This window comes from Pseudomonas sp. MWU13-2517, assembly GCF_023242545.1.
Taxonomy (GTDB): Bacteria; Pseudomonadota; Gammaproteobacteria; order Pseudomonadales; family Pseudomonadaceae; genus Aquipseudomonas.
Genome location: NZ_JALMFA010000005.1, coordinates 124,533 through 150,340 on the forward strand (window position 1 = coordinate 124,533; position 25,808 = coordinate 150,340).

Here is a 25,808-nt window from a genome sequence, read left to right on the forward strand (position 1 = left end):
GGCAACGCCGATGCGCGCTCCAACCCTGCTCTCGCTTTGGCTGGTCAGCACCTGTAATAGCGTGCTGGCGGCCGGTTTTCTCGACGACTCAAGCCTCGATGTGCTTAGCCGTAACTTCTACCTCGACAACAGACAACGCACCTCTGCAAGCAAGCCGCACAAGGAGGAATGGGCGCAAGGCTTTATCGCCAACTTCGCCTCGGATTTTACCCCAGGCACGATCGGCCTTGGTGTTGATGCCCATGCCTTTGTCGGTTTGAAACTCGACGGTGGCAAAGGTCATTCCGGCACCGGCCTGCTGCCGGTGGACAGCGACGGCCGCAGTGAACGAAACGACTCAAGCGCTGGCGGTGCCCTCAAGCTGCGCACCTCGAAAACGACCCTGTCGGTGGGTGAGATGACCGTCGAGACCCCGGTATTCGACACCTCCGACAAACGCCTGCAACCCGAATACGCCACCGGACTGCTGCTGGACAGCCACGAAATCGACGACCTGCACTGGCAAGCGGGCCACTTCACTGCGTTCAAGAATCAGGATGCGTCGACCAGCCACGGTGATTTCAATGGCTACGGCGCCAGCACCCGCAGCGGCGCCATCGACTTTCTCGGCGGGCAATTCTTCGAAGGCAAGCCGCTGGGTGGCGCGCTGTACGCGTCGCAATTGAGCGACACGTGGCGCCAGTACTACGCCAACCTGCATGGGGGCCCCGCTGACTGGTTGCTGGACGGCAATATCTACCGCACCGAGGACCAAGGCCGCGCCGTCGCGGGCGCCATCGCCAACACCGCCTACAGCCTCGCCGGCAAATACAGCTTTGCTGCGCAATCGGTGACTCTGGCGTATCAGAAGATCAACGGCAACACCCCCTTCGACTTTGTCGGCGGTGACTCCATCTACCTGGCCAACTCCATCAAATACGCCGACTTCAACGGCCCCGGCGAAAGGTCCTGGCAAGTGCGCTATGACCTGAATCTCGCCACCTTCGGCGTCCCCGGCTTGAAGTTCATGACCCGCTACGTCACCGGTCGAGGTATCGACGGCACCCATGCGCCCCAAGGCGGCGCCTACAACCCATTCGACGCCGGCAGCGGTGAATACCAACCCCAGCAAGGGCGTGGCGGCAAACACTGGGAGCGCGATATCGACCTGCATTACGTGGTGCAATCCGGCCCGGCCAAAGACTTGTCGGTGCAGCTGTCCCATGTCAGCCATCGCGCCAACGCCGCCCAGGCGGGGGATGATATCGACCGGGTATACGTCGTGATCGAATACCCGCTGAAACTGCGCTAACCCTGGAGGAAGTGACGAATACCAATCGCCACACCCGCGGTCTGATAACGCCGCGCCGTCGCTTCGATCTTCAACTCGGCGCGTGTCACGCGCTGGTGATGGCGCAAGTGGCCGACCCAGGATTCGTCGTAGAACACCTCACACCAGCGGCGCGGGTTTTCAGTGTCTTGCACCAGCCCCCAGGAAAACGAGCCATTGCGTTGGCGCATGCGGCGAACAGCATGCATGGCCTGGGTAAAGTCCTGGGAGTGCTGCGGGTCGATGTCGTACTCCAGCATGACCATCACCGGGCCGCGGTCAACGTCCTGCCCTTGTGCCAGCAACGGCTGCGGCCAATGCAAGGACGGTGCGAGGTCTTCGGCCTTGCGTTGCGGCAAGGCCACACGCCAGGTCAGCCATACACCCGCTACCAGCATCGAACCGGCAACGCTCAAGGCCAGGCTCATGGAGCTGTGGCTGGCCACCCACCCCCAAAGCAAGCCGCCAACGGCCATGGAGCCGAAGAACATCAAGATATACACCGCCAGCGCACGGGCCCGCACCCAAGCCGGTACCGAGGTCTGCGCCGCCACCTGGAAGCTGGACAGTACCGCGATCCACGCCGCGCCACTGATCAGCATCACCGGGATCAACACGTAGAACTCGCGCACCCAGGCCAGGGCAAACAGCACCAGCGCATAGACCACACTGGCAATCGCCACCAACTTGTCCACCGCCAGCATCTGGCGCAACCGTGGCAGCCCCATTGCCCCCAACACCGCGCCCACGCCGACACTGCCCAACAACACCCCAAACTGCGCCGCACTGCCGTGCAGTTCTGCGCGCACAATCAACGGCAGCAGCGACATCCCGGCACTGGCACCAAAAAAGAACGCCAGCGTACGCGTCAACACCCGTTGTAGCGGGCGCGAGCTACGTGCATAGCGCCAGCCCACCCGTATCGCACCGAACATCCGCTCCGCCGGCAGCACGGCTACCTGCACTTCGCGCCGCCACATCAGCAATGCCGAAATCACCGCCAGAAAAGACAACGCATTCACGGCAAACGTCGCCCACGGCCCCACCAGGCTCACCAGCACCCCGGCAATCGCCGGGCCCACCGCACGGGCCAGGTTGGTGCCGACGCTGCTCAGGGCGATGGCCGACGGCACCTCGTCAGCCGGCACCAGTTCAGGCGTCAGCGCCGACCACGCGGGCATCATCAACGCCGTGCCGACGCCCATGCCCAAGGTCAACAGCAATAACAGCGGCACAGTCATCAGGCCGACCAGGGTCAGCACCGCCAGTAGCAACGCCACCGCGGCCATCCAGGCTTGCACCATCAACAGGTATCGACGTTTGTCGACGATATCCGCCAGGGCACCGGCAGGCAGCGCCAACAGGAACATCGGCGCGGCGCTGGCCACTTGCACCAGGGCAACGGTCATCGGATTGGCCGACAACGAGGTCATCAACCAACCGGCGCCGACCTCGTGCATCCAAGTGCCGATGTTCGAAGCGATGCTGGCGAGCCATAGCCCGCGGAAGATCGAGTATTTCAACGGGCTCCACGGGGAGAGGACAGTGGTGGTTGTCATGGTGCTGGCCTGTTCGAAAAAATGGCAAAAAAGCCACAGCCCAAGGGCTGTGGCCTCCAACAGGGTTACTTGACCTGACGCTGTGGTGCGCCATGCACCATGGTGTAGGCGTAATCCACGCCCATGCCGTAGGCGCCGCTGTGGTCGCGAACCAGGTCCATCACTGCGTCGTAGGTTTCTTTGTGAGCCCAGTCACGCTGGTACTCAAGCAACACCTGTTGCCAGGTCACCGGCACCGCACCCGCCTGGATCATGCGCTGGATCGACATGTCGTGGGCTTCTTTGGTGGTACCACCCGAAGCATCCGTGACGATGTACACCTCGTAGCCTTCGGCCAGCGCTTCCAAGGCCGGGAAGTTCAGGCAGACCTCGGTCCACAGCGCGGCCATGATCAGTTTCTTGCGGCCGGTGGCTTTGACCGCGGCGACCAGCGCCTTGTCTTCCCAGGAGTTCATCGAAGTGCGCTCGATCGGCTGCTGGTCGGGGAACACGCTGAGCAGTTCCGGCCAGATGTAGCCGCTGAAGCTTTTGGTTTCCACGGAGGTAAAGATGGTCGGCACGTTGAAAATCTTGGCTGCCTTGGCCAGCGCAACGGTGTTGTTCTTCAGGGTCTGACGGTCGATGGACTGCACGCCGAAGGACATTTGTGGCTGATGGTCGATCAGGATCAGGGTGGAGTTGCTTGGGTTGAGCAGTTCGCGAATAGACATGGTGTTTTCCCTTTAGTGGCTTGACGTTGGTTTTCCGGTGCTTCCAGCGTTGCTGGCGGCTTGGAAGTAACTTTACGGGCTGGCCAATATCGGAACAATTACCTAAAATACGGATTCATTGATTCTAAAAAAGGGACAATCATGGATCGTATCGAATGCATGCGTGCGTTCGTCGTCACCGTCGGCGAAAACGGCTTCGCCGCGGCTGCCCGCGCCATGGACGTGCCCCGTTCAAAAGTGAGTAAACAGATCCAGGCGTTGGAAGACGCCATCGGTGTGCAGTTGCTGCAACGCACCACCCGTAGCCTGCATTTGACCGAAGCCGGCGCCGAGTACTTTGAGGCGGCTCGGGAAGTGATAGCCGCGCTGGACGAAGCCGAGCAGCGCGCCCGCGACGGGATTGGGGAGTTGCGCGGCGTATTGCGGGTGAATGCGCCGATGTCGTTCGGCCTGCATCGGCTGGGGCGGCTGATTCCGCTGTTCCATGAACAGCATCCGCACATCGAGTTGCAACTGGTACTCAGCGACCAACAGGTGGACCCGGTGCGCGGCGGCTTCGACGTGACCATCCGCATTGCCAGCCTGCCGGACTCCACCATGATCGCCCGCCAGTTGGCGCCCGCGCCACGCATCATGGTGGCTTCGCCGGCTTATCTCGAGCGTGCGGGCATCCCACAGGTCCCCCACGACCTGCGTCAGCATCAATGCCTGAACTATGGCTACCTGCAAAGCGGCGTGAGCCTGCAAATGAGCAACGGCAAAGACACCCAGCGCGTCAACGTCACCGGGCCGCTGCACGCCAACAACGGTGACCTGCTGGCCCAGGCGGCCGAAGCCGGAATGGGCATCGCGCTGCTGCCGGACTTCATCGTCGAAGACGCCCTGGCAAGCGGACGCCTGGTGCCGGTGCTCTGCGAATGGCACGCACCGGCGATCAGCGTGAATGCGGTTTACTCCTCGGCGCGCCGGGTACCGCAGAAGACGCGGGCCTTCATTGAGTTTTTGGTGAAGCAACTGGCGCAGCCGATCGCGCGCCCAGGCGACTGATCCACACCGCCCCCAGAATCACCAGGCCGCCCAGGGCCAAACGGCCTAGCGGTTCGTGCTGGTTCCAGATAAGCAGGTTCAGCAGCAGGCCCACCGGCACATGCAGGTTATTCACCACGGCAAGGGTGCCGCCATTGACCAGGCAAGCGCCCTTGTTCCACCAGTACATGCCCAGCGCGGTGCTGACCAACCCGAGGAACAACAGCACACCCCACTGCAGCGGAGCTTCCGGCAGGAAATTGGCCTTGCCGAACAGCAAGAACGCCGGCAACACCACCAGCAACGCGCCCAGGTAGAAATAACCGAAGCGCCGATAATGCGGTTGGTCGCTCGGGTAGCGCGCTATCAGATGCTTGTACATCACCTGCCCGGCGGCATAGGTGAAGTTGGCCAATTGGAGCAGCAAAAAGCCCATGAAGAAGTTCGGTGTGATCTGATCGAAACGGATCACCGCTGCGCCGCACACCGCCACCAATGCGGCAATCAGCGCCCAGGGGTTGAAGCGCCGGTTGAGGGCATCTTCGATCAGAGTCACGTGCAACGGCGTGAGAATGGTGAACAGCAACACTTCCGGCACCGTGAGCACACGAAAGCTCAGGTAGAGGCACACGTACGTCACGCCGAACTGCAATGCGCCGATCACCAGCATGCGGCGCATGAACGCAGGCTCCACCGAGCGCCAGCGCGTCAGCGGGATGAATACCAGCCCGGCCAACACCACGCGCACCAGCACGGCGAAGTAGCTGTCGACATGGCCGGCGAGGTATTCGCCGATCAAGCTGAAGGAAAAAGCCTGAATCAAAGTGACAACCAGTAGATAACCCATGCGCGCCTCGTTTCGAATGGGCGGGACATTAAAGGTTTTCGGCGCTTCATGAAACTCGGGGCAAAAAAAACCCGACCTCGCTATAGCGGCAGTCGGGCAGGAGCACTCAGGAGCACAAGTGCAAAGGGAGGTTCGATACGCGTACTTGAAGGGTTGGCGTGGGGTTATATAAACACCGCGCGATTATCTGACGATTAAAGGATCACGCGACCTGAGCCAATAACGCCTTGGCATGGTTGATGCCCTTTTCCTGGAAATCACCGCTCAGGTTCACCCCTTCAGCGTGAATGAACGTCACGTCGTGAATTCCGATGAAGGCCATGACCTGGCGCAAATACGGTTCCTGGTGATCAGACGTCGCGCCTGTATGAATGCCGCCCCGCGCCGTGAGCACGATGGCACGCTTGCCGGTCAACAAGCCCTGGGGCCCGGTGGCGGTGTATTTGAAGGTCACGCCGGCGCGCAACACATGATCCAGCCAGGCTTTGAGGGTGCTGGGGATGGCGAAGTTGTACATCGGCGCTGCCATCACCAGCACGTCGGCGGCGAGCAATTCGTCGGTCAATTCGTTGGAGCGATCCAGGGACGCCTGTTCGATGTCGCTGCGCTGTTCCACCGGTTTCATCCAGCCGCCGAGCAGGTTGGCGTCCAGGTGCGGAACAGGGTTGAGCGCTACGTCTCGCACGGTGATCTGATCCGCCGGGTGCGCGGCCCGCCATTGGCTGATGAACTGTTGAGTCAGCTGACGGGAAATCGAATCCTGCTGGCGAGCGCTGCTTTCGATGATCAGAACATTGGACATGGCTATGTAGGCTCCATCTGTACTTGCTGTAAGTCGATGGAGAGAAGATTAAACAACGCCTATTCGATAAAAAAGCGCAAAAAACTGCTATAACCCATCTATAAATTTGCTAATAAGCGGAGCATTGCGAAACGCCTGCTCCGCTGCCGCTTCATTTGGGAGCACAGGCCAGGGCGATGCGCATTTTGATAATGGCGCGGTTGAACTTGACCGTCGTGTTGGTGCTTTTACCCGCCGGCACCGTAACCGTGCGACGACGCGGGGACTCCGGGCCGTTGGTGAAGGTCACCGAACAGACAGCGTCATTCGTGCCGTAGTTATTCAACTGGATCGAACTGATGTCGCCGTCGACGTCGGATGCGGTGTAGTCAACGCTCACGCCGTCGATCTTTTTAGTCACGTCGATCGGGTAGGCAAACGCGCTCATCGGCAGCAGCGCCAGCAACACACAACAGAATTTTTTCATTCGGCAGTCTCCAATCAGGACCGCCAGCTTAGGACAAGAGGAGCTCATCTTGAAAGCGCCCCGCGTTACCCTCGATCAATGGCGCACGCTGCAAGCCGTGGTCGACCATGGTGGCTTCGCCCAGGCGGCCGAAGCGCTGCACCGCTCGCAATCCTCGGTGAGCTACACCGTGGCGCGCATGCAAGACCAGCTCGGGGTGCCCTTGTTGCGCATCGACGGACGCAAGGCAGTGCTCACCGATGCCGGTGAAGTGCTGCTGCGCCGCTCCCGGCAACTGGTCAAAAACGCCAGCCAGCTGGAGGACCTCGCCCACCATATGGAACAGGGTTGGGAAGCCGAAGTGCGGCTGGTGGTGGATGCCGCATACCCCAACGCGCGCCTGGTGCGCGCACTCACCGCGTTTATGCCGCAAAGCCGGGGCTGCCGCGTACGCCTGCGCGAAGAAGTGTTGTCGGGCGTGGAAGAGTTGTTGATCGATGGCATGGCTGACCTGGCCATCTGCGGGTTCATCATTCCAGGTTACCTGGGCACGGAAATGAGCGACGTGGAATTCGTCGCCGTGGCCCACCCGGACCACTCGCTGCATCGCTTGAACCGCGAGCTGAGCTTCCACGACCTGGAGAGCCAGATGCAGGTGGTGATTCGCGACTCCGGGCGTCAGCAGCCGCGGGACGTCGGCTGGCTCGGCGCCGAACAGCGCTGGACCGTCGGCAGCCTGTCCACCGCCGCCACGTTCGTCAGCAGCGGCCTGGGCTTCGCGTGGCTGCCCCGGCACCTGATCGAACGCGAACTCAGGGAGGGCCTGCTCAAGCAGCTACCCTTGGAAAAAGGCGGCAGCCGCAACCCGACGTTCTACCTGTATTCAAACAAGGACAAACCTCTGGGTCCAGCCACGCAGATCCTCGTCGAACTGCTGCGCACCTTTGATACAGCCCCACTGGACGCCCCTTTCGCTGCCCCGCGGCAAGCCTGAAACGGAGTTTTGCATGGCCTGGTTCGACCACGAAGGATGCAGCCTGCACTACGAGGAATATGGTCACGGTACGCCCCTGATCCTGATCCACGGCCTGGGCTCCAGCAGCCAGGATTGGGAATTGCAGATTCCGGTGCTGGCCAGGCACTACCGGTTGATCGTGGTGGATGTACGGGGTCATGGGCGCTCGGACAAACCCAGTGAACGCTACAGCATCTCAGGCTTCACCTTCGACCTGATCGCCCTGATCGAACACCTGGACCTGCCGCCCGCCCATGTGGTGGGCTTGTCCATGGGCGGCATGATCGCCTTCCAGCTGGCGGTGGACGAACCCGGCCTGGTCAAGAGCCTGTGCATCGTCAACAGCGCGCCCGAGGTCAAGGTGCGCAGTGCCGATGATTATTGGCAGTGGGCCAAGCGCTGGAGCCTGGCGCGCCTGCTCAGCCTCGCGACCATCGGCAAGGCCCTCGGCGACCGGCTGTTCCCCAAACCGCACCAGGCCGACTTGCGCCGCAAGATGGCCGAGCGCTGGGCAAAAAACGACAAACGTGCTTATCTCGCCAGTTTCGACGCGATTGTGGGCTGGGGCGTGCAGGAACAACTTTCCAGGATTACCTGTCCAACCCTGGTCATCAGCGCCGACCACGACTACACCTCCGTGGCGCAAAAAGAAAACTATGTAAAACTGCTGCCCGATGCGCGTCTGGTGGTGATCGAGGATTCCCGCCATGCCACGCCCTTGGATCAACCCGAAGTCTTTAACGCGACCTTGCTCGATTTTCTAAAGACAGTCGAAACCACTACCCAGGATCACTGACCCATGTTGAAAAAAATCGCCTTCTTTACCGGCTCCGTTCTGTTCGCTGCCAACCTGATGGCCGCTGAACCCGCCAAGGCGCCCCACGTGCTGATCGATACCACCAACGGCCAGATCGAGATCGAACTGGACCCGGTCAAGGCGCCGATCAGTACCAAGAACTTCCTGGCCTACGTCGATAAGGGGTTCTACACCAACACGATTTTCCACCGTGTGATCCCGGGCTTCATGGTGCAGGGCGGCGGGTTCACCGCGCAGATGTCGCAGAAGCCCACCGACGCGCCGATCAAGAACGAAGCCAGCAATGGCCTGCATAACGTACGCGGCACCTTGTCCATGGCACGTACCAACGACCCGAACTCGGCCACCAGCCAATTCTTCATCAACGTGGCCGACAATGCCTTCCTCGACCCGGGTCGTGACGCCGGCTACGCCGTGTTCGCCAAAGTCGTCAAAGGCATGGACGTGGTCGACATCATCGTCAACTCCCAGACCACCACCAAGCAAGGCATGCAGAACGTGCCAATCGACCCTGTTGTGATCAAGTCGGCCAAGCGTATCGACTAAGCTCAGCAGGCAGCTTCGCGCGTGGCCCACAAGGCCGCGCGCACATTTGAAAGGAGAGCCCGCACGGCGGGCGTCAAACTCAATGCTCTATCGTCGCTTTGAACAACTGATCGACATCTTCCGCGACGCACCCACCGCGGCCCCTCCCGATAAAGTCCTGCCCTTCTACCTCTACTACCTGCGCCAGGTGTGGCCGCACTTCGCGGCCTTGCTGGTGGTGGGCCTGATCGGTGCGCTGATCGAAGTGGCGCTGTTCAGCTACCTGAGTCGCATCATTGACCTGGCCCAAGGTACACCGCCCGCCGACTTCTTCCAGATTCACAGCACCGAGCTGATCTGGATGGCCGTGGTTGCCCTGCTGCTACGTCCGATCTTCGGCGCCCTGCATGATCTGCTGGTGCACCAGACCATCAGCCCGGGCATGACCAGCCTGATCCGCTGGCAGAACCATAGCTACGTGCTCAAGCAGAGCCTGAACTTCTTCCAGAACGATTTTGCGGGGCGCATCGCCCAGCGCATCATGCAAACCGGCAACTCCCTGCGCGACTCCGCCGTTGCGGCGGTGGATGCGATCTGGCACGTGGCGATCTATGCCATCAGTTCCCTGGTGTTGTTTGCCGAGGCCGACTGGCGCCTGATGATCCCGCTGGTGACCTGGATCGTCTGCTACAGCCTGGCACTGCGCTATTTCGTGCCACGGGTGAAGGAACGCTCGGTGATTTCCTCCGAGGCACGCTCCAAGCTGATGGGCCGTATCGTCGACGGCTACACCAACATCACCACCTTGAAGCTGTTTGCCCACACCCATTTCGAACAGGAATACGCCAAGGAAGCGATCATCGAGCAGACCGAGAAGACCCAGCTGGCCAGCCGCGTGGTGACCAGCATGGACGTGGTGATCACCACGATGAACGGCCTGCTGATCGTCACCACCACCGGCCTGGCCCTGTGGCTGTGGACCCAGTCACTGATTTCCGTGGGCGCAATTGCCTTGGCTACCGGCCTGGTAATTCGCATCGTCAACATGTCCGGCTGGATCATGTGGGTGGTCAATGGCATTTTCGAGAACATCGGCATGGTGCAGGACGGCCTGAAAACCATCGCCCAGCCGCTGGCGGTGACCGACCGCGACAACGCTGCGCGTCTGAATGTGCCCCACGGTGAAGTGCGCTTTGAGCAGGTGGATTTTCACTACGGCAAAAAGAGCGGGATCATTGGCGGCCTGGACCTGAATATCCAGGCCGGGGAAAAGATCGGCCTGATCGGCCCGTCGGGCGCCGGCAAGTCGACCCTGGTCAACTTGCTGCTGCGCCTTTACGACCTGCAAGGCGGGCGCATCCTGATCGACGGCCAGAACATCGCGGACGTGGCCCAGGAAACCCTGCGCGAACAGATCGGCATGATCACCCAGGACACCTCGCTGCTGCACCGCTCAATCCGCGATAACCTGCTGTACGGCAAGCCGGACGCCACCGATGAAGAGCTTTGGGCCGCCGTGCACAAAGCGCGCGCCGATGAGTTCATCCCCCTGCTGTCGGATGCCGAAGGCCGTACCGGGCTGGACGCCCATGTGGGTGAACGCGGTGTGAAACTCTCTGGCGGGCAGCGTCAACGCATTGCGATTGCTCGCGTGCTGCTTAAAGACGCGCCGATCCTGATCATGGATGAGGCGACCTCGGCACTCGACTCGGAAGTCGAAGCGGCGATCCAGGAAAGCCTGGAAACCCTGATGCAGGGCAAGACGGTGATTGCGATTGCACACCGACTGTCGACCATTGCTCGAATGGACAGGTTAGTGGTGCTGGAGAAAGGCCGGATTGCCGAAAGTGGCAGCCATGCCCAATTGCTGGCCCATGGTGGCTTGTATGCACGGTTGTGGCAGCACCAGACAGGAGGCTTTGTAGGCATCGACTGAACGCGGCAGGCCATTATTGCGCCGCGCAAATCCGAACAATTCTGACAGTTTTCTCTATCGCGCCGGTGACGGGCCACACTCCTGCTGTACTGCAAGCAGGAACCAGGAAGGCCCTGACGTAAGACTGCAAGGACGCATCACCGACCAGTTGACTAGATAGAGCAATCTACTAAGGAAGTGTTCATGTCTACTTTGTTCAAACGTTCCGTTACGGAAGGATTAGGTACGTTTTGGCTGGTGCTGGGTGGCTGCGGGAGTGCGGTGTTGGCCGCAGCGTTCCCCAACGTCGGGATCGGTCTGCTCGGTGTAGCCCTGGCATTCGGGTTGACCGTGCTGACCATGGCCTTTGCTATCGGTCATATCAGCGGTTGTCACCTCAACCCGGCGGTGTCGGTGGGGCTGGTCGTGGGCGGAAGGTTTCCGGCCAAGGAATTACCGGCATACATCGTGGCTCAGGTCATTGGCGGCATTGTCGCCGCGGCACTGTTGTACTTCATTGCCAGCGGCAAACCGGGCTTTGAACTGGCCGGCGGCCTGGCCTCCAATGGCTATGGCGAGCATTCACCGGGTGGTTACTCGATGGCGGCGGGTTTTGTCACCGAACTGGTGATGACGGCGATGTTCGTGCTGATCATCCTCGGCGCCACCGACCGCCGTGCCCCTGCGGGTCTGGCGCCGATTGCCATTGGCCTGGCCTTGACCCTGATCCACCTGATCTCGATTCCCATCACCAACACCTCGGTCAATCCGGCCCGCAGCACCGGCCCGGCATTGATCGTCGGTGGCTGGGCGGTCCAGCAGTTGTGGATGTTCTGGCTGGCGCCGATCCTCGGCGCAGTAGTCGGCGGTGTGGTTTATCGCTGGCTGGGTAAAGAAGAGACGGCCTGACGTAAAGAGGTTCAGCCCTGCCGATAAGGCAGGGCTGCCCTCGCCTCTTCGGCGTACGCCAGAATGCCCACGCGCTCACGCGCCAGAAAATCCTCCACGGCGTTCTTCAAACCCGGATGGCGCAGGTAGTGCCACGAATGGGTAATCACCGGCTCGAACCCGCGAATCAACTTGTGCTCGCCCTGGGCACCGGCGTCGAAACGCTGCAAGCCGTGAGCGATGGCGTAGTCCATGCCCTGATAGAAACACGTCTCGAAATGCAGGCGATCGAACTCCGCCAGGCAACCCCAATAGCGACCGTAGAAGCTGTCGCCGCCGACCAGGCTGAAAGCCATGGCCACCGGGCGTGTACCTTGCTTGGCCAGCACCACACGGATCGCCTCGGGCATGCGTTCGGCCAGCAAGCTGAAAAATGCACGGGTCAAATAGGGTGATTGGCGACGTACTGCGTAGGTATTGGCGTAGCAGGCGTAGACAAAATCCCACTGGGCCTCGCTCAGTTCATGGCCTTGCAGCCATTCGAAATCGATACCCTGCCCCGCCACTTGCTCACGCTCTTTGCGCATCTGTTTACGCTTGCGTGAACTCAGGGCATCGAGGAAGTCCTGAAAGTCGCGATAGCCACGATTCTGCCAATGGAATTGACAGCCCAGGCGCTGCAACCAACCCGCTTGCCGGGCCAATGCGTTGTCAGCCAACGGGTCGGTGAAATTGATATGCGCACTGGAAAGCCCCTCAACCTCCAGGTAGCCCGGCAAGCTTTTGAGCAATTCCAAACCGTCCTCGGCATTCGCTGCCAACAACCTTGGCCCGCTCACCGGGCTGAACGGTACCGCCGTCAACAGTTTGGGGTAGTAGTCGATACCGGCGCGCTCACAGGCATCCGCCCAACCATGATCGAACACGTACTCGCCGTAGGAGTGCCACTTGCGGTAACTGGGCAATGCCGCCACCAGGCGATCACCCTCCCAATGCAGCAAATGCTCAGGCTGCCAGCCCGACCGCGAGCCCAGGCTGGCGCTGTCCTCCAAGGCACTCAGGAATGCGTGCCGTACAAAGGGTTGAGCCTGCGGAACCAGGGCATCCCAAGCAGTCGGGGCAATTTCGGACAAAGTCTCCAGGCGTTGCAGCGGCATCGGCGTCCTCACGGGTGCTTGGCATAACAGCCTGGCGAGTATCGCCTATCACGGCCCAGGGCACACCTCAAAACTGGCCGGACAAAGCTCGAAACAATTAGTTCCATTCTTAAATAATTTGTCATTTAGATGAAATCACTTCGCCACTACCGCGTCATAAACGATCGCAATACTGACGCCTGTTTTTAGAGCGCCCGGTTCTATAGGGCGGCTATTTTCCGTCCGTCATCGGTCGGTTGTGTCCTGGATGGTTTGCCATCCCTCCTCACTTTCGGAGATTGATATGCGTCTTGCTTCCACTAAAACTGCGGCGGTCCTGTGCGGCGGCCTGCTGATGGCCCTGAGCATTCCAGCCAGCGCTGCAGTCGACGCTAAACTGCTCGACATGCTCAAGGCCAACGGCCAGATCACTGCTGCGCAGTACACCGAACTGCAAGCGGAATTGGCCAAAGACCAGAAAGAAAAGCAGATCGCACAGCAAGCTCAACAAGAGACCAACGAGCAGATCGCGGCCACCGCGAAAAAAACCAACGATCTGAGCGTCTTCGACCAGAAGCTGGCCTGGGCTGCGCGCACCCAACTCAAGGGTGACGTGCGCTTCCGTCAGGAAACCGTGAAGATCCAGGGTGAATCCAACAACGGCGGCCGTGACAAAGACCGCCAGCGCATCCGCGCGCGCCTGGGTGCCTACACCGAAATCAACTCCCAAGTGGACACCGGCATCCGCATCGCCACCGGCAGCAACGACGATGCCCGCTCCACCAACCAGGACCAGGACAACTACTTCGACAAGAAGTCGATCTGGCTGGACCTCGGCTACATCGACTACCACCCGGACCAGATCAAGAACCTGCACGTGATCGGCGGCAAGATGCTCCAGCCATGGGTAAACATGGGCGATGTGATCTGGGATAGCGACATCAACCCGGAAGGTCTGGCACTGACCTACAAATACCCGCTGGGGAGCAGCGCCGAACTGTTTGGCAGCATCGGTAACTACAACCTCAAGGACAACGTAGATGGCGACGGCGTGCAGTTCCGCCATGACCTGCGCCTGACGTCAGGTCAGTTGGGTACGCGTTTCTCGGTCACCGACAACCTGAAAATGACCCTGGGCGGCAGCGTCTACGCCTACCAGAACGATAAGGACAGCCGCTGCACCACAACCACCACGCCTTGCGCACTGGCGGTCAACGGCAACTCGGCCGACAACCAATTCCGCCTGTATGAAGGCTTTGCCCAGGCCGATATCGGCGGCCTGGCCGTGCCGCTGGCGTTTTATGGCCAGTACGTGAAAAACAACGATGCCGTGACCGACCAGGACACCGCATGGTTGCTGGGCGCCAAGTCCAAGGTGTTCGGTTTCAACCTGGACTACAACTACCGCGATACCCAACGTGATGCTGTCGTTGGCGCCTTCACCGACTCGGACTTTGCCAACGGCACCACCGGCTCGCGTGGGCACAAGTTCAAGGTCAGCTACGATATCGACAAGAACTTCGCCCTCGGCGCCACGTACTTCCTGACCAAGGCCGACTACGCCAGCCGCACCCAGCGTGATGCCAACACCAACACCTTGCAGCTGGATGCTGAAGCGAAGTTCTAGGGGGGCAGCGGCAAGCTTCGAGCGGCAAGCTTCAAGCAAGAGCACGTGACTTGCAGCTTCAAGCTTGCCGCTTGAAGCTGCTTCTATCCACCTTTCAGCCGTTCGGCAGCCAGCCGTTCAGCCAACGCATCAGCATCTTTTACCGGTTCTTCGGGCATGATCTTCAACGTCGCCTGCATCAAGCGCATCTGACGGATAAAGCGTCGGCAGTTGGGGCAGAACATCAAGTGATGACGCACCATCAGGCGCTCGCGAAAGGTCAGTTGCCCGTCGAGGTAGTCACTGGACCGCGCCACTTGTTCTTTACAGGTCAACATTCGCCGGTTTCCTCAAAATGCTCCACCGTGGCGAAGACTTTAAGCCGTGCCCGATGCAACAGCACACGGACATTGGAGAGCGTGAGGGACAGAAGATTACAAATCTCCTCCAGCTCCAGGCCCTGGCGTTCGCGCAGCATCAGCACGCTGTTTTGCAACTCCGACAAACTCAGAATCGTATGCTCCAGGCATTTGCGCAGTTCATCCTCGGTCAGCAAGGCTTCCGGGGTGTCTTGATGCCAGGCGTAAGGAGCGACGGCCCAATGGCCGTCGTCGGGTACGAAACGATCATCACCGATGGTGCCGTGGGGTGAAGGCAGATCGTCGAGCAAGACTTCACGGCGGTTCTGTTTGTAGCGGCCTTTGGCCGCGTTGGCAGTGATGGTCAGCAGCCAGGTCTTGAGGCTGGAACGCCCTTCGAACTTGGCCAGGTTGCGCACCACCGACAACCAGGCGTCCTGTACCACTTCATCGGCGTGGCGCTGGCCGACGATGGCGTAGGCCACCGCCCGCATTGCGCTCTGGTAGGTGGTGACCAATTCCTTGTAGGCCCGCTGCTCACCCTTGAGCAGTCGTTCAAGCAGGTGCGCGTCGTCCGCTGCGGCCATGCAAAACCTCGATGTTTATCGCTTGCGCAGGATCACGCTGCCGATGGAGTACCCAGCGCCAAACGAGCTGAGCACCGCCACGGAACCCTTGGCCAGGTCGTCTTGGTAAGTATGAAACGCGATCACCGAACCCGCCGAACTGGTGTTGGCGTAGGTGTCGAGAATGACCGGGGCTTCTTCCACCGTGGCTTCGCGGCCCAACAGTTTCTTCACGATCAGGTGGTTCATGCTCAGGTTGGCCTGATGCAACCAGAAGCGCTTCACGTCTGTGACGTTCAGCTGGTTTTCCGCCAAGTGTGCACTGATCAATTCGGCAACCATCGGGCAGACATCGCGGAACACCTTGCGACCTTCCTGCACGAATAGCTTATCGGGTGCGCCGATGCCCTCTTCCGCCGTGCGGTTGAGAAAGCCGAAGTTGTTGCGGATGTTGTTGGAAAATTTGGTCAGCAGCTTGGTGCTCACCACATCGAACTGATGCTTGGAGGTCGCCAGGTCAGCGCGCTCAAGGACCACCGCAGTGGCCGCATCACCAAAAATGAAATGGCTGTCACGGTCGCGGAAGTTCAGGTGGCCGGTGCAGACTTCCGGGTTGACCATCAGGATCGCCCGCGCCTGGCCCAATTGGATGCTGTTGGCGGCGTTCTGGATACCGAAGGTGGCCGAGGAACACGCCACGTTCATGTCGAAACCGAACCCCTCGATGCCCAGTGCGGCCTGGACCTCAATGGCAATGGCGGGGTACGCGCGTTGCAGATTGGAGCAGGCAACGATCACCCCGTCGATGTCCGCGGCAGTCTTGCCTGCGCGCTGGAGGGCCTGTTCGGCGGCACCCACGGCCATCTGGCACAGCACCGACCACTCGTCATTGCTGCGCTCAGGCAGGCGTGGGGCCATGCGCTGTGGATCAAGGATACCGTCCTTGTCCATCACGAAGCGGCTCTTGATGCCCGACGCCTTTTCAATGAAAGCCGCGCTCGACTCGGTCAGCGCCTGCACATCGCCGCGCTCGATAGCAGCGGCATTGTCGCTGTTGAACTGTTGCACGTAAGCATTGAAAGACTGCACCAGCTCTTCGTTGGAGATGCTGTTGGCCGGGGTGTACAGGCCAGTGCCGCTGATGACGACGTTATGCACGGTCGTTCCTCTAAATCTGTCAGGCAGAAGATATTGGTACCGTCGTACCAAACTATAAGTAGTCCGATTCCGCGCGGCGGACATCAAACTGGCAACGCTTTATTCCATCGTGCCGTGGCTGTACATCAGCTCATCACGACGACTCCGGCATTTATAACGACGAAGTTTGCCACAAACCCCAGGATTTGGCGCCACATCCCGGACCAACACCTTGTTAATGCGGGAGATGGCCCGCTGCCGATAGCGGTATTCCGGGTGCAGATCCATTGGCCGGCACGTCGCTATCGGGAACCCGCCACCTCCCCTATTTGAACCGACCCGGTTTTCGAGATCAGGGCTCTACCAGGCTCCACTGTTTGCTCAGGCGCTTGTCGGAAATGGGCACCTTGGTACCCAACTGCTGGGCAAACAACGACACCCTGTATTCCTCCAACCACCAGCGATAGAGCTCCAGCTGCGGGTCGCGCTTACCTTCCTGGGCATGTTTGTTCAGGCGGTTCTGGTACTGCAGCCAAAGGCCGCTCAGCTCGGCGCTCCACACACGGTCTTTTTGCACCTGGCTCGGCAATTTCTCCAGGCGCAGCTCGATGGCCTTGAGAAAACGCGGCAACTCCTTGAACCACTGCGCCGGGGTTTCCCGGACAAAACCGGGATACACCAGATGGCTCAGTTGCTGCTTGATATCGTTCAGGGCCACGGCCTGGGCCAGGTCGATCTTGCCTTTGAAGCGCTTCTGCAACCCATGCCAGAGCTTCAGCACCTCCAGGGTCAGGCGCGCCAGGCGCTCGGCATGTTCGGTCCAATGACCGCGCTTGCGCTCGGCCAGGGCGGCCAGGCCCGCGCCATCACGAGGCAGGCTGGCTTCGCCTTCCAGCACGCAGGTATCGAGGCTGGCCAGCAGAATGTCTTCCACCAATCCGTCAACGCGCCCCAGTTCGCGGTACATCAAGCCCAGCTCGGTCAACCCGGGCAGCTTACCGCGCAGGAATTTCGCCGGCTCCGCCAATTGCTGCATCAGCAGGCGCTGCAAAGCACGACGGTGCTGGAACTCGGCCTCGGCGACGGTGGAGAAACGTCCTTCCTTGACCGTGCCATTTTCCTCCACCAACGCCGGGTAAACCGTCATCGACAAGCCGGCGATGTTTTGCTGGGTTTTCTCGGCCACCGCCGCAAACGCCTTGGCTTGCACCGGTTGCTGGCTTTTCGCTGTTTGCGGCACCGCCAATGCGGCCTGGCTGGCTTGCGCAAAGCGTGCGGTCAGCTCTGCGAGGTCGCGGCCTTCACCCAGGAACTTGCCCTCGCCATCGACCACTTCGAGGTTCATCTTCAAGTGGTTTTCCACTTGCTGCGACGCTTCCGCCCAGGCTTCATCGCTGACCCGTGCGCCGGTCATGCGCAGTAATTCGCGCCCCAGCGCCTGGGGCAGCGAACCCTGGCCAAATTCGATGCGCTGCAGCGCGGCCTTGACGAAATCCGGCACCGGAACAAAGTTCTTGCGCAGTGCCTTGCGCAAATTACGCACCAGCGCAATGCTTTTGGCTTCGATCACCCCCGGCACCAGCCACTCCAGGCGCTCCGGGGGCAAGGCCGGCAGCAGCGGTGCCGGCACACGCAGGGTCACACCGTCACGCGGGTGGTTGGGTTCGAAGTGGTAACTCAGGGTCAGGGCCAGGTCGCCCAGGTGCAGGGTGTCCGGGTAATGCGCGGCGGTGACTTCACTGGCCTCGCGCGCCAGCACGTCTTCTTCGCGCATGATCAGCAGCTGCGGGTTTTTCTGGCTGTTGACCTTGTACCAGCTGTCGAAGGTCGCAGTCTGGTGGATCTCCGCCGGCAGGCGCGCGTCGTAGAAGGCGTAGAGGGTTTCCTCGTCGGCCAGGATGTCGCGACGGCGGGCCTTGGCTTCCAGTTCGTCGAGCTGCTCCAGCAACTGTTGGTTGGCCGTCAGGCACCTGGCGCGCGACTGAATCTCGCCACGCACCAGACCTTCGCGGATAAACAGCTCGCGCGACACCACGGGATCGATCGGGCCGTAATGCACCGGCCGGCGCCCGACCACAATCAGCCCGAACAGGGTGATCTGCTCAAATGCCACCACCTGGCCACGCTTCTTCTCCCAATGGGGTTCGAAGTGGTTTTTCTTGATCAAATGCCCGGCCAGCGGTTCGATCCAATCGGCATCGATCTTCGCCACCATGCGCGCATACAACTTGGTGGTTTCCACCAGTTCGGCCGTCATCAGCCATTGCGGGCGCTTTTTGCCGATGCCCGAGGACGGGTGAATCCAGAAACGCCGCTGACGCGCGCCCAGGTAGTCGCCGTCCTCGGTCTTCTGGCCAATCTGGCTGAGCAGGCCGGACAGCACCGCTTTGTGCAGCTTCGGGTAGTCCGCCGGATCCTGGTTGATGGCCAACTGCATGTCGCGGCAGATCAGGCTCAACTGGCGATGGGAGTCACGCCACTCCCGCAAGCGCAGGTAATTGAGGAAGTTCTTGCGACACCAGTTGCGCAACGGGCCGGCGGTCAGCGCCTGGCGTTGTTCTTCAAAGCCGCGCCACAGATTGACCAACCCGGCGAAGTCCGAATCGGCATCCTTCCACTGTGCGTGGGCCTGGTCGGCGGCCTGTTGACGCTCCGGCGGGCGCTCGCGCGGGTCCTGGATCGACATCGCGCTGGCAACGATCAGCACTTCCTGCAAGCTGCCGAGCTTGGCGGCTTCCAGCAGCATGCGTCCCATACGCGGGTCTACCGGCAGGCGCGCCAACTGGCGACCCAGCGGTGTGAGCTGGCTGTTGCGGTCAACCGCCGAAAGCTCTTGCAGCAGATTGAAACCGTCGCTGATGGCCTTGCCATCCGGCGGTTCGATAAACGGAAAGTCGGTGATTTCACCCAGGCGCAGGTGCAGCATCTGCAGGATCACGGCAGCCAGGTTGGTGCGCAGGATTTCCGGGTCGGTAAATTCCGGACGACCGATAAAGTCTTCTTCACTGTACAAGCGTACGCAAATGCCCGGCTCGACCCGGCCGCAGCGGCCTTTACGCTGGTTGGCGCTGGCCTGGGAAATCGCCTCGATCGGCAGGCGCTGCACCTTGGCGCGGTAGCTGTAACGGCTGATGCGCGCGGTGCCGCTGTCGATAACGTAACGAATGCCCGGCACCGTCAGCGAGGTTTCCGCGACGTTGGTCGCCAGTACCACACGCCGACCTGGGTGCGACTGGAAAATCCGTTGCTGCTCGGCCGGCGACAGACGCGCATACAACGGCAGTATTTCGGTGTGTTTGAGCTGTGCCTTGCGCAGCATCTCGGCGGCATCGCGAATCTCGCGCTCGCCCGGCAGAAACACCAGTACATCGCCTGGGCTGCGCCGCTCACTGCGTTCATAGGCCGCGATTTCATCGAGGGTGGCGAGGATCGCCTGATCGACGGTCAAGTCATCCTCGACGCGATTGCCCTCCTCGTCCTGTTCCAGGGTCAGCGGGCGGTACCAGGTTTCCACCGGAAAAGTGCGACCCGACACCTCGACAATCGGCGCATCGTCGAAGTGCTTGGAAAAGCGCTCCAGGTCGATGGTCGCCGACGTGATGATCACCTTCAGGTCGGGACGACGCGGCAACAGTGTTTTCAAGTAGCCGAGCAGGAAGTCGATGTTCAGGCTGCGCTCGTGGGCTTCGTCGACGATGATCGTGTCATAGCGTTCGAGGTAGCGGTCGTTCTGGGTTTCCGCCAGCAGGATACCGTCGGTCATCAGCTTGATCAGGGTGTTGGAGTCGCTCTGGTCTTCAAAGCGCACCTGATAACCCACCAACGCTCCCAACGGCGTAGCCAGCTCCTCGGCGACGCGGGTGGCCACGCTGCGCGCGGCGATCCGGCGCGGCTGGGTATGCCCGATCAGGCCATACTGGCCGCGACCGATTTCCAGGCAGATCTTCGGTAACTGGGTGGTTTTACCCGAACCGGTTTCACCGGCAATGATCAGCACCTGATGCTTGTTCAACGCCGCTTTGATTTCATCGCGCTTGGCCGCAATCGGCAGGCTGTCGTCATAGCGAATCACCGGCAGGCTGGCCCGCCGCGCCGTGACCTGGGCACAAGACGCCTGCATCCGCGCAACCCACTGCGCCAGCTTTTCCTCGTCGGGCTTCTTGCGCAACTCAAGCAACTGCCGCCGCAAGCGGTGGCGGTCGGCGAGCATGGCGTGGTCGAGGGTCTTGAGCAGTTGATCGATAGTGGGCGCTTGGTCAGTCATCAGGTGCGTTGGGGTCGTCTGTTTATGCGTGGGGGCGGATTGTGGCAGAAAAGCAGTGGTGAGCGGCAAGCTTCAAGCGGCAAGTAAAAGCGGATCTGCTTCTACTTGAGGCTTGAAGCTTATGGCTGCAGGTCGCAAGAAAGCAGCGGCGAGCGGCGAGCCTCAAGCCGCAAGTCAGGGCCGATCCGCTTTTACTTGCCGCTTGAAGCTTGAAGCTTAGGGCTGCTCCTTCCTCCTATAAGGAAATACATCGATGACCTTGCCCGCGCGAATGGCTTCCTGCAGGCCCTTCCAGTAATCGGCGTCGTACAACTCGCCGTGCAGCTCATCGAACAGCCTGCGCTGGGCGGCGTCGGCAAACAGGAACGGCGGAAATTCTTCGGGGAATACATCCAGCGGGCCGATGGAATACCACGGCTCCGAGGCCATTTCATCCTCGGGGGTGCGCGGCGGCGGGATGTGGCGGAAATTGGCCTCCGTGAGAAAGCAGATTTCGTCATAGTCATAGAACACCACGCGACCGTGGCGGGTGACGCCAAAGTTCTTCAGCAACATGTCGCCGGGGAAGATATTGGCCGCCGCCAGTTGTTTGATCGCCAGGCCGTAGTCTTCCAGCGCTTCGCGCACCTGCGCAGGGTTGGCGTTGTCGAGGTAGAGGTTGAGTGGGGTCATGCGCCGTTCAGTCCAGCAGTGGCGGATGAGCACGGTGTCGCCTTCCACTTCGACGGTGCCCGCAGCGACTTCCAGCAGCTCGGCCAGGCACGCGGGCTCGAACTTGCTCAGGGGAAAACGGAAATCGGCAAACTCCTGGGTGTCGGCCATGCGCCCTACCCGGTCGACGCTTTTGACCAGGCGGTATTTCTCGATCACCGTGGCGCGGTTGACGTTTTTCGAGGGCGAAAAACGGTCCTTGATGATCTTGAACACGGTGTTGAAGCCCGGCAGGGTAAACACGCTCATGACCATGCCGCGCACGCCGGGCGCCATGATGAACCGGTCGTCGGTGGTCGCCAGGTGATTGATCAGGGCACGATAGAACTCCGACTTGCCGTGTTTGTAGAAGCCAATGGAGGTGTACAGCTCGGCGATGTGTTTGCCGGGCAGGATGCGCTTGAGAAAGCCGATGAACTCCGCCGGTACCGGCACATCGACCATGAAGTAGGAACGGGTGAACGAGAAGATGATCGACACCTCGGCTTCGTCGGTGATCAGCGCATCGATCCGGATGCCGCGCCCTTCGCGGTGCAATAACGGAATCACCAGCGGCCACTGTTCGTCGCGCGTGTAGAGACGGCCGACCAGATAGGCGCCTTTATTACGGTAGAGCACCGAGGAAAACAGCTCGACGCTCAAGTCCGGGTCTTTGCACACCCAGTCCGGCAGGTTTTCGCGCAGTTGGGCTTCCAGGCGGCGCAGGTCGGCGGGCAGGTCGGCGTAAGGTTCGCTGAAGCTGTAGTCGGCAAAGATCTGCGCAAGCATCTCTGCGATTTTGCCTGCCGGCGTGTACAACCGCGTTTGCGCCGATCGCGCCCGGCGCAAGCTTGGACGCGTGGTGTGGATGAACATGCAGCCGTCGCTGATCAGGTCATGGCTGAACAGGCCGCAGAAGATCGAGTTGTACCAGGTCTCCGACAGTTCATCATCGAAGCGCAGGTCGATCAGGCCGATGTAGGCACTCTTGACCAGGGGCCACAGGTCCACCTCCAGCAGTTGCGCCGCCTCGAAACCGGCCCGCAGGCGCGCGGTGACTTCGCCCACTTTTTCCTCATACAGGTTGATACGCGCCGCCGACGCCGCCTGCCCTTGCTGCCACTGAGCCTTTTCGAAACGCTCGCGGGCGCCATCGGTGATACGACGGAAGTGCTCACGGTAATCGTCAAAGCCGTCGAGGATCATCTGGGCGATTGCGAGGGCGTGCTGCGACATGCGGGAAACCTCGAACGGACGTCTGGGAGCCCTGAGCTTAGCCAGTGAACAGAGGCAGGAGAAGCACGATTTTCCCGCCCAGCCGTGCAGCTTTATTCAATTTGTACATTTGTTTTCAATTTTTATAACTCGACCATGCAGTCAATAAATGCCCCTGGCGCAGTGCGTACTCCGCGCTATAGGCCAGCAACGGCGGCGCCTGGCGTTTATGCGCGGCAAAAACACGCCGCACCGCAAGTGAAAGCCTTTGTACCAAGCGGGTACAACGTAAGGGAAACCCTTATTACGACATTGATGGCACTTTGATATACAGCGCTCCCTTCTCCCACCCTAACAAGGTCAGAAGACCGATCCGGGAACAGGTTCTAATCGCCCAAGGAGCATTAAGATGTCATTGAGGAATATGCGGATCGGTCTACGTGCCAGTCTGAGTTTTGGGGTGTTGGCCGGCTTGCTGGTGATTGTCGGGATGTTCGCACTGGGCCAGATGGCCACATTGCGGCAAAACGCGCAGGTCATCGAAGCGTCGTGGATGCCAAGCATCGAGAACATCCATGACAGCGCGTCTCTAATCGCCAGTATCCGCCTGGAGGCCCTACGCCTTGCGACCACCGACGAATCACGCATCCGTGACAACAGCAAAGCCCTGATCACGCGCCAGCGCAGCGAGCTGCAAACCCTGCTGGACCATCACAAGAGCCTGCTCAGCGGCGATGAAGAGCGCGACATGCTCAAGCGGCTCGAAGATAACGTGAATGTTTATCTGGCCCTGGTCGGCCAGATCGTTGCCCTGGTGGACAAGGATCAGCAACAGGATGCCATCGACCTGCTCAACAGCCGCCTCGCACCGCAAGGTGTGATCCTCAACAAGAGCCTGGAAGACCTGATCACCTTCAACCAAAGCGGCGTGGAAACCGCAGTGGACGTCTCCGCGCAGACCTATTTCACCGCGCAGTGGATTGTCGGCCTGATCATCGTGTCAGCGTTGATCATCACCTTAGTGCTGGCGTGGCTGCTGACCCGCAGCATCACCGCCCCGCTCGACCAGGCGCTGGCCGTGGCGCGCAATATCGCCGGCGGCAACTTGAGTCAACCGATCACCGTCAGCGGCAGGGACGAGCCCGCCCAATTGCTCGAGGCGCTGGCCACCATGCAGGCGCAGTTGCAGGGCACCATCCGTGGCATCAGCGAATCGGCACGACAACTGGCATCGGCCGCCGAAGAGATGAGCTCGGTGATGGAACAAAGCACGCGTGGCCTGCAGGCGCAGAACGACGAGATCGAACAGGCCGCCACCGCGGTAACGCAAATGAGCGCAGCCGTGGACGAAGTGGCAGGCAACGCGGTGTCCAGCGCCGAGGCGTCCAAGGCGTCGGACGAAGACAGCAAGCACGGTCATTACCAGATCAGCGAAACCATCAGCTCGATCCAGAACCTGGTCGACGAAGTGCTCGGTGCCTCGAACAATGCCGAGAGCCTCGCGGTACAGGCTCAAGACATCAGCAAGGTGCTGGAAGTGATCCGTGGCATCGCCGCACAGACCAACCTGCTGGCACTCAATGCCGCCATTGAAGCGGCACGTGCCGGCGAGGCCGGGCGCGGATTTGCGGTAGTGGCTGATGAAGTCCGCTCCCTGGCGCAGCGCACCCAGGATTCCACCGAAGAAATCGAGCAGATGATCATCGGCATCCAGCAAGGCACCCAGGGTACCGTCGACGCCCTGAACAGCAGCGCCGAACACGCGAGCCAGACCCTGCAACGGGCCAACAGCGCCGGCAGCGCACTGGAGAAAATCACTGCCGCCATCTCACAGATCAGTCAGCGTAACCTGGTGATCGCCAGTGCCGCCGAGCAGCAAGCGCTGGTGGCACGCGATGTGGACCGCAGCCTGGTCAATATCCGCGACCTGTCTACCCAAACCGCCGCCGGCGCCACTCAGACCTCGGCGGCCAGCCAGGAGCTGTCACGCCTGGCAGTGGACCTCAACGGTTTGGTCACGCGGTTTGTCGTGTAATTCGCCACGGTCTCATGCAACACTCGCCGCCTTTTGACGTAGGAGTGTTCCGTGAGACCTGTCGACACCCTGTACCTGCTGGGGCTGGCCGCCATCTGGGGGGCCAGCTTCCTGTTCATGCGCATCATCGCGCCGGAGATCGGTACTGTGCCGACCGCGTTCTTTCGCGTGTCGATCGCCGCCGCGGGCTTGCTGGTGATCTTGTCGATGATGCGCGTGAGCTGGGACTTCCAGGGCAAGTTCAAGACCGTCCTGCTGCTGGGTGTGATCAACTCCGGGATACCCGCGACGATGTACTCGGTGGCGGCCCAGGTATTGCCGGCGGGCTATTCGGCGATCTTCAATGCCACCACGCCGCTGATGGGCGTGCTGATCGGCGGGCTGTTCTTCAGCGAACGGCTGACACCGTCAAAAATCGCCGGTGTCAGCCTGGGTCTGCTAGGCGTGGGCGTGCTGACACGCGCCGGGCCGGTAGCGTTTGACCTGGAATTATTGATGGGGGCGTTGGCCTGTCTGCTTGCGACCACCTGCTATGGCTTTGCCGGTTTCCTGGCGCGACGCTGGCTGGATCAGCGTGGCGGGCTGGACAGTCGACTCGCAGCATTGGGCAGCATGCTCGGGGCCACGCTGTTTCTGCTGCCGTTGTTCGCCTACAGCGCAATCAGCCATCCACCGGCAAGTTGGGGCGGCTGGCAGGTCTGGTTGTCGTTACTCGGGTTGGGGCTGGTGTGTACGGCATTTGCCTACATCCTGTACTTCCGCCTGCTGTCGTCCATCGGGCCGGTGAAGTCGATGACCGTGACCTTCATGATTCCCCCGTTCGGAGTGTTGTGGGGAGCATTGCTGCTGGATGAGCCGCTGTCGATGGCGCATCTGTATGGCGGGATATTGATCGCCGGGGCGTTGTGGCTGGTACTGCGGCCGAAAAAACCGTGAACGAAT

At 60.7% G+C, this 25,808-nt stretch carries 21 protein-coding genes; 10 read left to right on the top strand and 11 right to left on the bottom strand.

Features of this window, described 5'->3' with window-relative positions; translation table 11 throughout:
- The first annotated feature begins 10 nt into the window (after positions 1 to 10).
- Complete coding sequence (locus M5B97_RS09155; protein WP_248731311.1) at positions 11 to 1,291, top strand: OprD family porin; 1,281 nt, start codon at positions 11 to 13, stop codon at positions 1,289 to 1,291.
- On the opposite strand, the gene M5B97_RS09160 is transcribed toward M5B97_RS09155, so the two are convergent.
- Both M5B97_RS09160 and M5B97_RS09165 read right to left on the bottom strand, forming a co-directional pair.
- Positions 1,288 to 2,868 carry an MFS transporter gene (locus M5B97_RS09160; protein ID WP_248731312.1) on the bottom strand — a complete coding sequence of 527 codons (1,581 nt, stop codon included), beginning with the start codon at positions 2,866 to 2,868 and terminating at the stop codon, positions 1,288 to 1,290. The two genes, M5B97_RS09155 and M5B97_RS09160, sit on opposite strands and share 4 nt — an antisense overlap.
- A 65-nt stretch (positions 2,869 to 2,933) precedes the next feature.
- Positions 2,934 to 3,578, bottom strand: a complete 645-nt coding sequence (locus M5B97_RS09165; protein WP_123715488.1) for a hydrolase — start codon at positions 3,576 to 3,578, stop codon at positions 2,934 to 2,936.
- A gap of 141 nt (positions 3,579 to 3,719) precedes the next feature.
- Here M5B97_RS09165 and M5B97_RS09170 point away from each other — a divergent pair, with 141 nt between their 5' ends.
- The gene (locus tag M5B97_RS09170; RefSeq protein ID WP_134656944.1) at positions 3,720 to 4,625 is read left to right on the top strand and encodes a LysR family transcriptional regulator; all 906 of its coding nucleotides are present in this window, start codon (positions 3,720 to 3,722) and stop codon (positions 4,623 to 4,625) included.
- Here the strand turns inward: M5B97_RS09170 and M5B97_RS09175 are convergent.
- The 3 genes from M5B97_RS09175 to M5B97_RS09185 form a co-directional block, all read right to left on the bottom strand.
- Positions 4,570 to 5,451 carry a carboxylate/amino acid/amine transporter gene (locus tag M5B97_RS09175; protein ID WP_248731313.1) on the bottom strand — a complete coding sequence of 294 codons (882 nt, stop codon included), beginning with the start codon at positions 5,449 to 5,451 and terminating at the stop codon, positions 4,570 to 4,572. The two genes, M5B97_RS09170 and M5B97_RS09175, sit on opposite strands and share 56 nt — an antisense overlap.
- 202 nt (positions 5,452 to 5,653) lie before the next feature.
- Entirely contained in the window at positions 5,654 to 6,253 is a 600-nt protein-coding gene (locus tag M5B97_RS09180) for an FMN-dependent NADH-azoreductase (RefSeq protein ID WP_123715485.1), read from the bottom strand.
- Between the two features lie 151 nt (positions 6,254 to 6,404).
- Complete coding sequence (locus M5B97_RS09185) at positions 6,405 to 6,719, bottom strand: 3-phosphoglycerate kinase (protein WP_123715484.1); 315 nt, start codon at positions 6,717 to 6,719, stop codon at positions 6,405 to 6,407.
- A gap of 49 nt (positions 6,720 to 6,768) precedes the next feature.
- Between M5B97_RS09185 and M5B97_RS09190 the strand changes: the two genes are divergently transcribed.
- The 5 genes from M5B97_RS09190 (at position 6,769) to aqpZ (ending at position 11,879) form a co-directional block, all read left to right on the top strand.
- Positions 6,769 to 7,692 carry a LysR family transcriptional regulator gene (locus M5B97_RS09190; RefSeq protein ID WP_123715483.1) on the top strand — a complete coding sequence of 308 codons (924 nt, stop codon included), beginning with the start codon at positions 6,769 to 6,771 and terminating at the stop codon, positions 7,690 to 7,692.
- 13 nt (positions 7,693 to 7,705) lie between these two features.
- Positions 7,706 to 8,509, top strand: a complete 804-nt coding sequence (locus M5B97_RS09195; protein WP_248731314.1) for an alpha/beta hydrolase — start codon at positions 7,706 to 7,708, stop codon at positions 8,507 to 8,509.
- A gap of 3 nt (positions 8,510 to 8,512) precedes the next feature.
- The gene (locus M5B97_RS09200) at positions 8,513 to 9,076 is read left to right on the top strand and encodes a peptidylprolyl isomerase (RefSeq protein ID WP_060756131.1); all 564 of its coding nucleotides are present in this window, start codon (positions 8,513 to 8,515) and stop codon (positions 9,074 to 9,076) included.
- Between the two features lie 82 nt (positions 9,077 to 9,158).
- The gene (locus M5B97_RS09205) at positions 9,159 to 10,991 is read left to right on the top strand and encodes an ABC transporter ATP-binding protein (protein WP_248731315.1); all 1,833 of its coding nucleotides are present in this window, start codon (positions 9,159 to 9,161) and stop codon (positions 10,989 to 10,991) included.
- A 183-nt stretch (positions 10,992 to 11,174) separates the two neighbouring features.
- Positions 11,175 to 11,879, top strand: a complete 705-nt coding sequence (aqpZ, locus tag M5B97_RS09210; protein WP_248731316.1) for an aquaporin Z — start codon at positions 11,175 to 11,177, stop codon at positions 11,877 to 11,879.
- Between the two features lie 11 nt (positions 11,880 to 11,890).
- On the opposite strand, the gene M5B97_RS09215 is transcribed toward aqpZ, so the two are convergent.
- Complete coding sequence (locus M5B97_RS09215) at positions 11,891 to 13,015, bottom strand: GNAT family N-acetyltransferase (RefSeq protein ID WP_248731317.1); 1,125 nt, start codon at positions 13,013 to 13,015, stop codon at positions 11,891 to 11,893.
- Between the two features lie 283 nt (positions 13,016 to 13,298).
- Here M5B97_RS09215 and M5B97_RS09220 point away from each other — a divergent pair, with 283 nt between their 5' ends.
- On the top strand, positions 13,299 to 14,621 hold the full coding sequence (locus tag M5B97_RS09220) for a putative porin (protein ID WP_123715479.1): 1,323 nt from the start codon (positions 13,299 to 13,301) through the stop codon (positions 14,619 to 14,621).
- Positions 14,622 to 14,704: 83 nt separating this feature from the next.
- Here the strand turns inward: M5B97_RS09220 and M5B97_RS09225 are convergent, their stop codons facing one another.
- The 5 genes from M5B97_RS09225 to aceK form a co-directional block, all read right to left on the bottom strand.
- On the bottom strand, positions 14,705 to 14,938 hold the full coding sequence (locus tag M5B97_RS09225) for a zf-HC2 domain-containing protein (RefSeq protein ID WP_123715478.1): 234 nt from the start codon (positions 14,936 to 14,938) through the stop codon (positions 14,705 to 14,707).
- Complete coding sequence (locus M5B97_RS09230; protein WP_123715477.1) at positions 14,932 to 15,546, bottom strand: RNA polymerase sigma factor; 615 nt, start codon at positions 15,544 to 15,546, stop codon at positions 14,932 to 14,934. Before M5B97_RS09230 ends, M5B97_RS09225 begins: the two co-directional genes overlap by 7 nt.
- Positions 15,547 to 15,561: 15 nt before the next feature.
- Positions 15,562 to 16,683, bottom strand: coding sequence for a beta-ketoacyl-ACP synthase III (locus tag M5B97_RS09235; RefSeq protein WP_248731318.1), 1,122 nt, complete (start codon positions 16,681 to 16,683; stop codon positions 15,562 to 15,564).
- A 331-nt stretch (positions 16,684 to 17,014) separates the two neighbouring features.
- Positions 17,015 to 20,926 carry an ATP-dependent RNA helicase HrpA gene (gene hrpA, locus M5B97_RS09240; protein WP_248731319.1) on the bottom strand — a complete coding sequence of 1,304 codons (3,912 nt, stop codon included), beginning with the start codon at positions 20,924 to 20,926 and terminating at the stop codon, positions 17,015 to 17,017.
- Positions 20,927 to 21,142: 216 nt separating this feature from the next.
- Positions 21,143 to 22,852, bottom strand: coding sequence for a bifunctional isocitrate dehydrogenase kinase/phosphatase (gene aceK, locus M5B97_RS09245; protein ID WP_248731320.1), 1,710 nt, complete (start codon positions 22,850 to 22,852; stop codon positions 21,143 to 21,145).
- A gap of 388 nt (positions 22,853 to 23,240) precedes the next feature.
- Here aceK and M5B97_RS09250 point away from each other — a divergent pair, with 388 nt between their 5' ends.
- Complete coding sequence (locus M5B97_RS09250; protein WP_248731321.1) at positions 23,241 to 24,866, top strand: methyl-accepting chemotaxis protein; 1,626 nt, start codon at positions 23,241 to 23,243, stop codon at positions 24,864 to 24,866.
- 51 nt (positions 24,867 to 24,917) lie between these two features.
- Positions 24,918 to 25,802 (top strand): DMT family transporter, encoded by an 885-nt coding sequence (locus tag M5B97_RS09255; RefSeq protein ID WP_248731322.1) that lies wholly within the window; start codon positions 24,918 to 24,920, stop codon positions 25,800 to 25,802.
- Positions 25,803 to 25,808 lie beyond the last annotated feature (6 nt).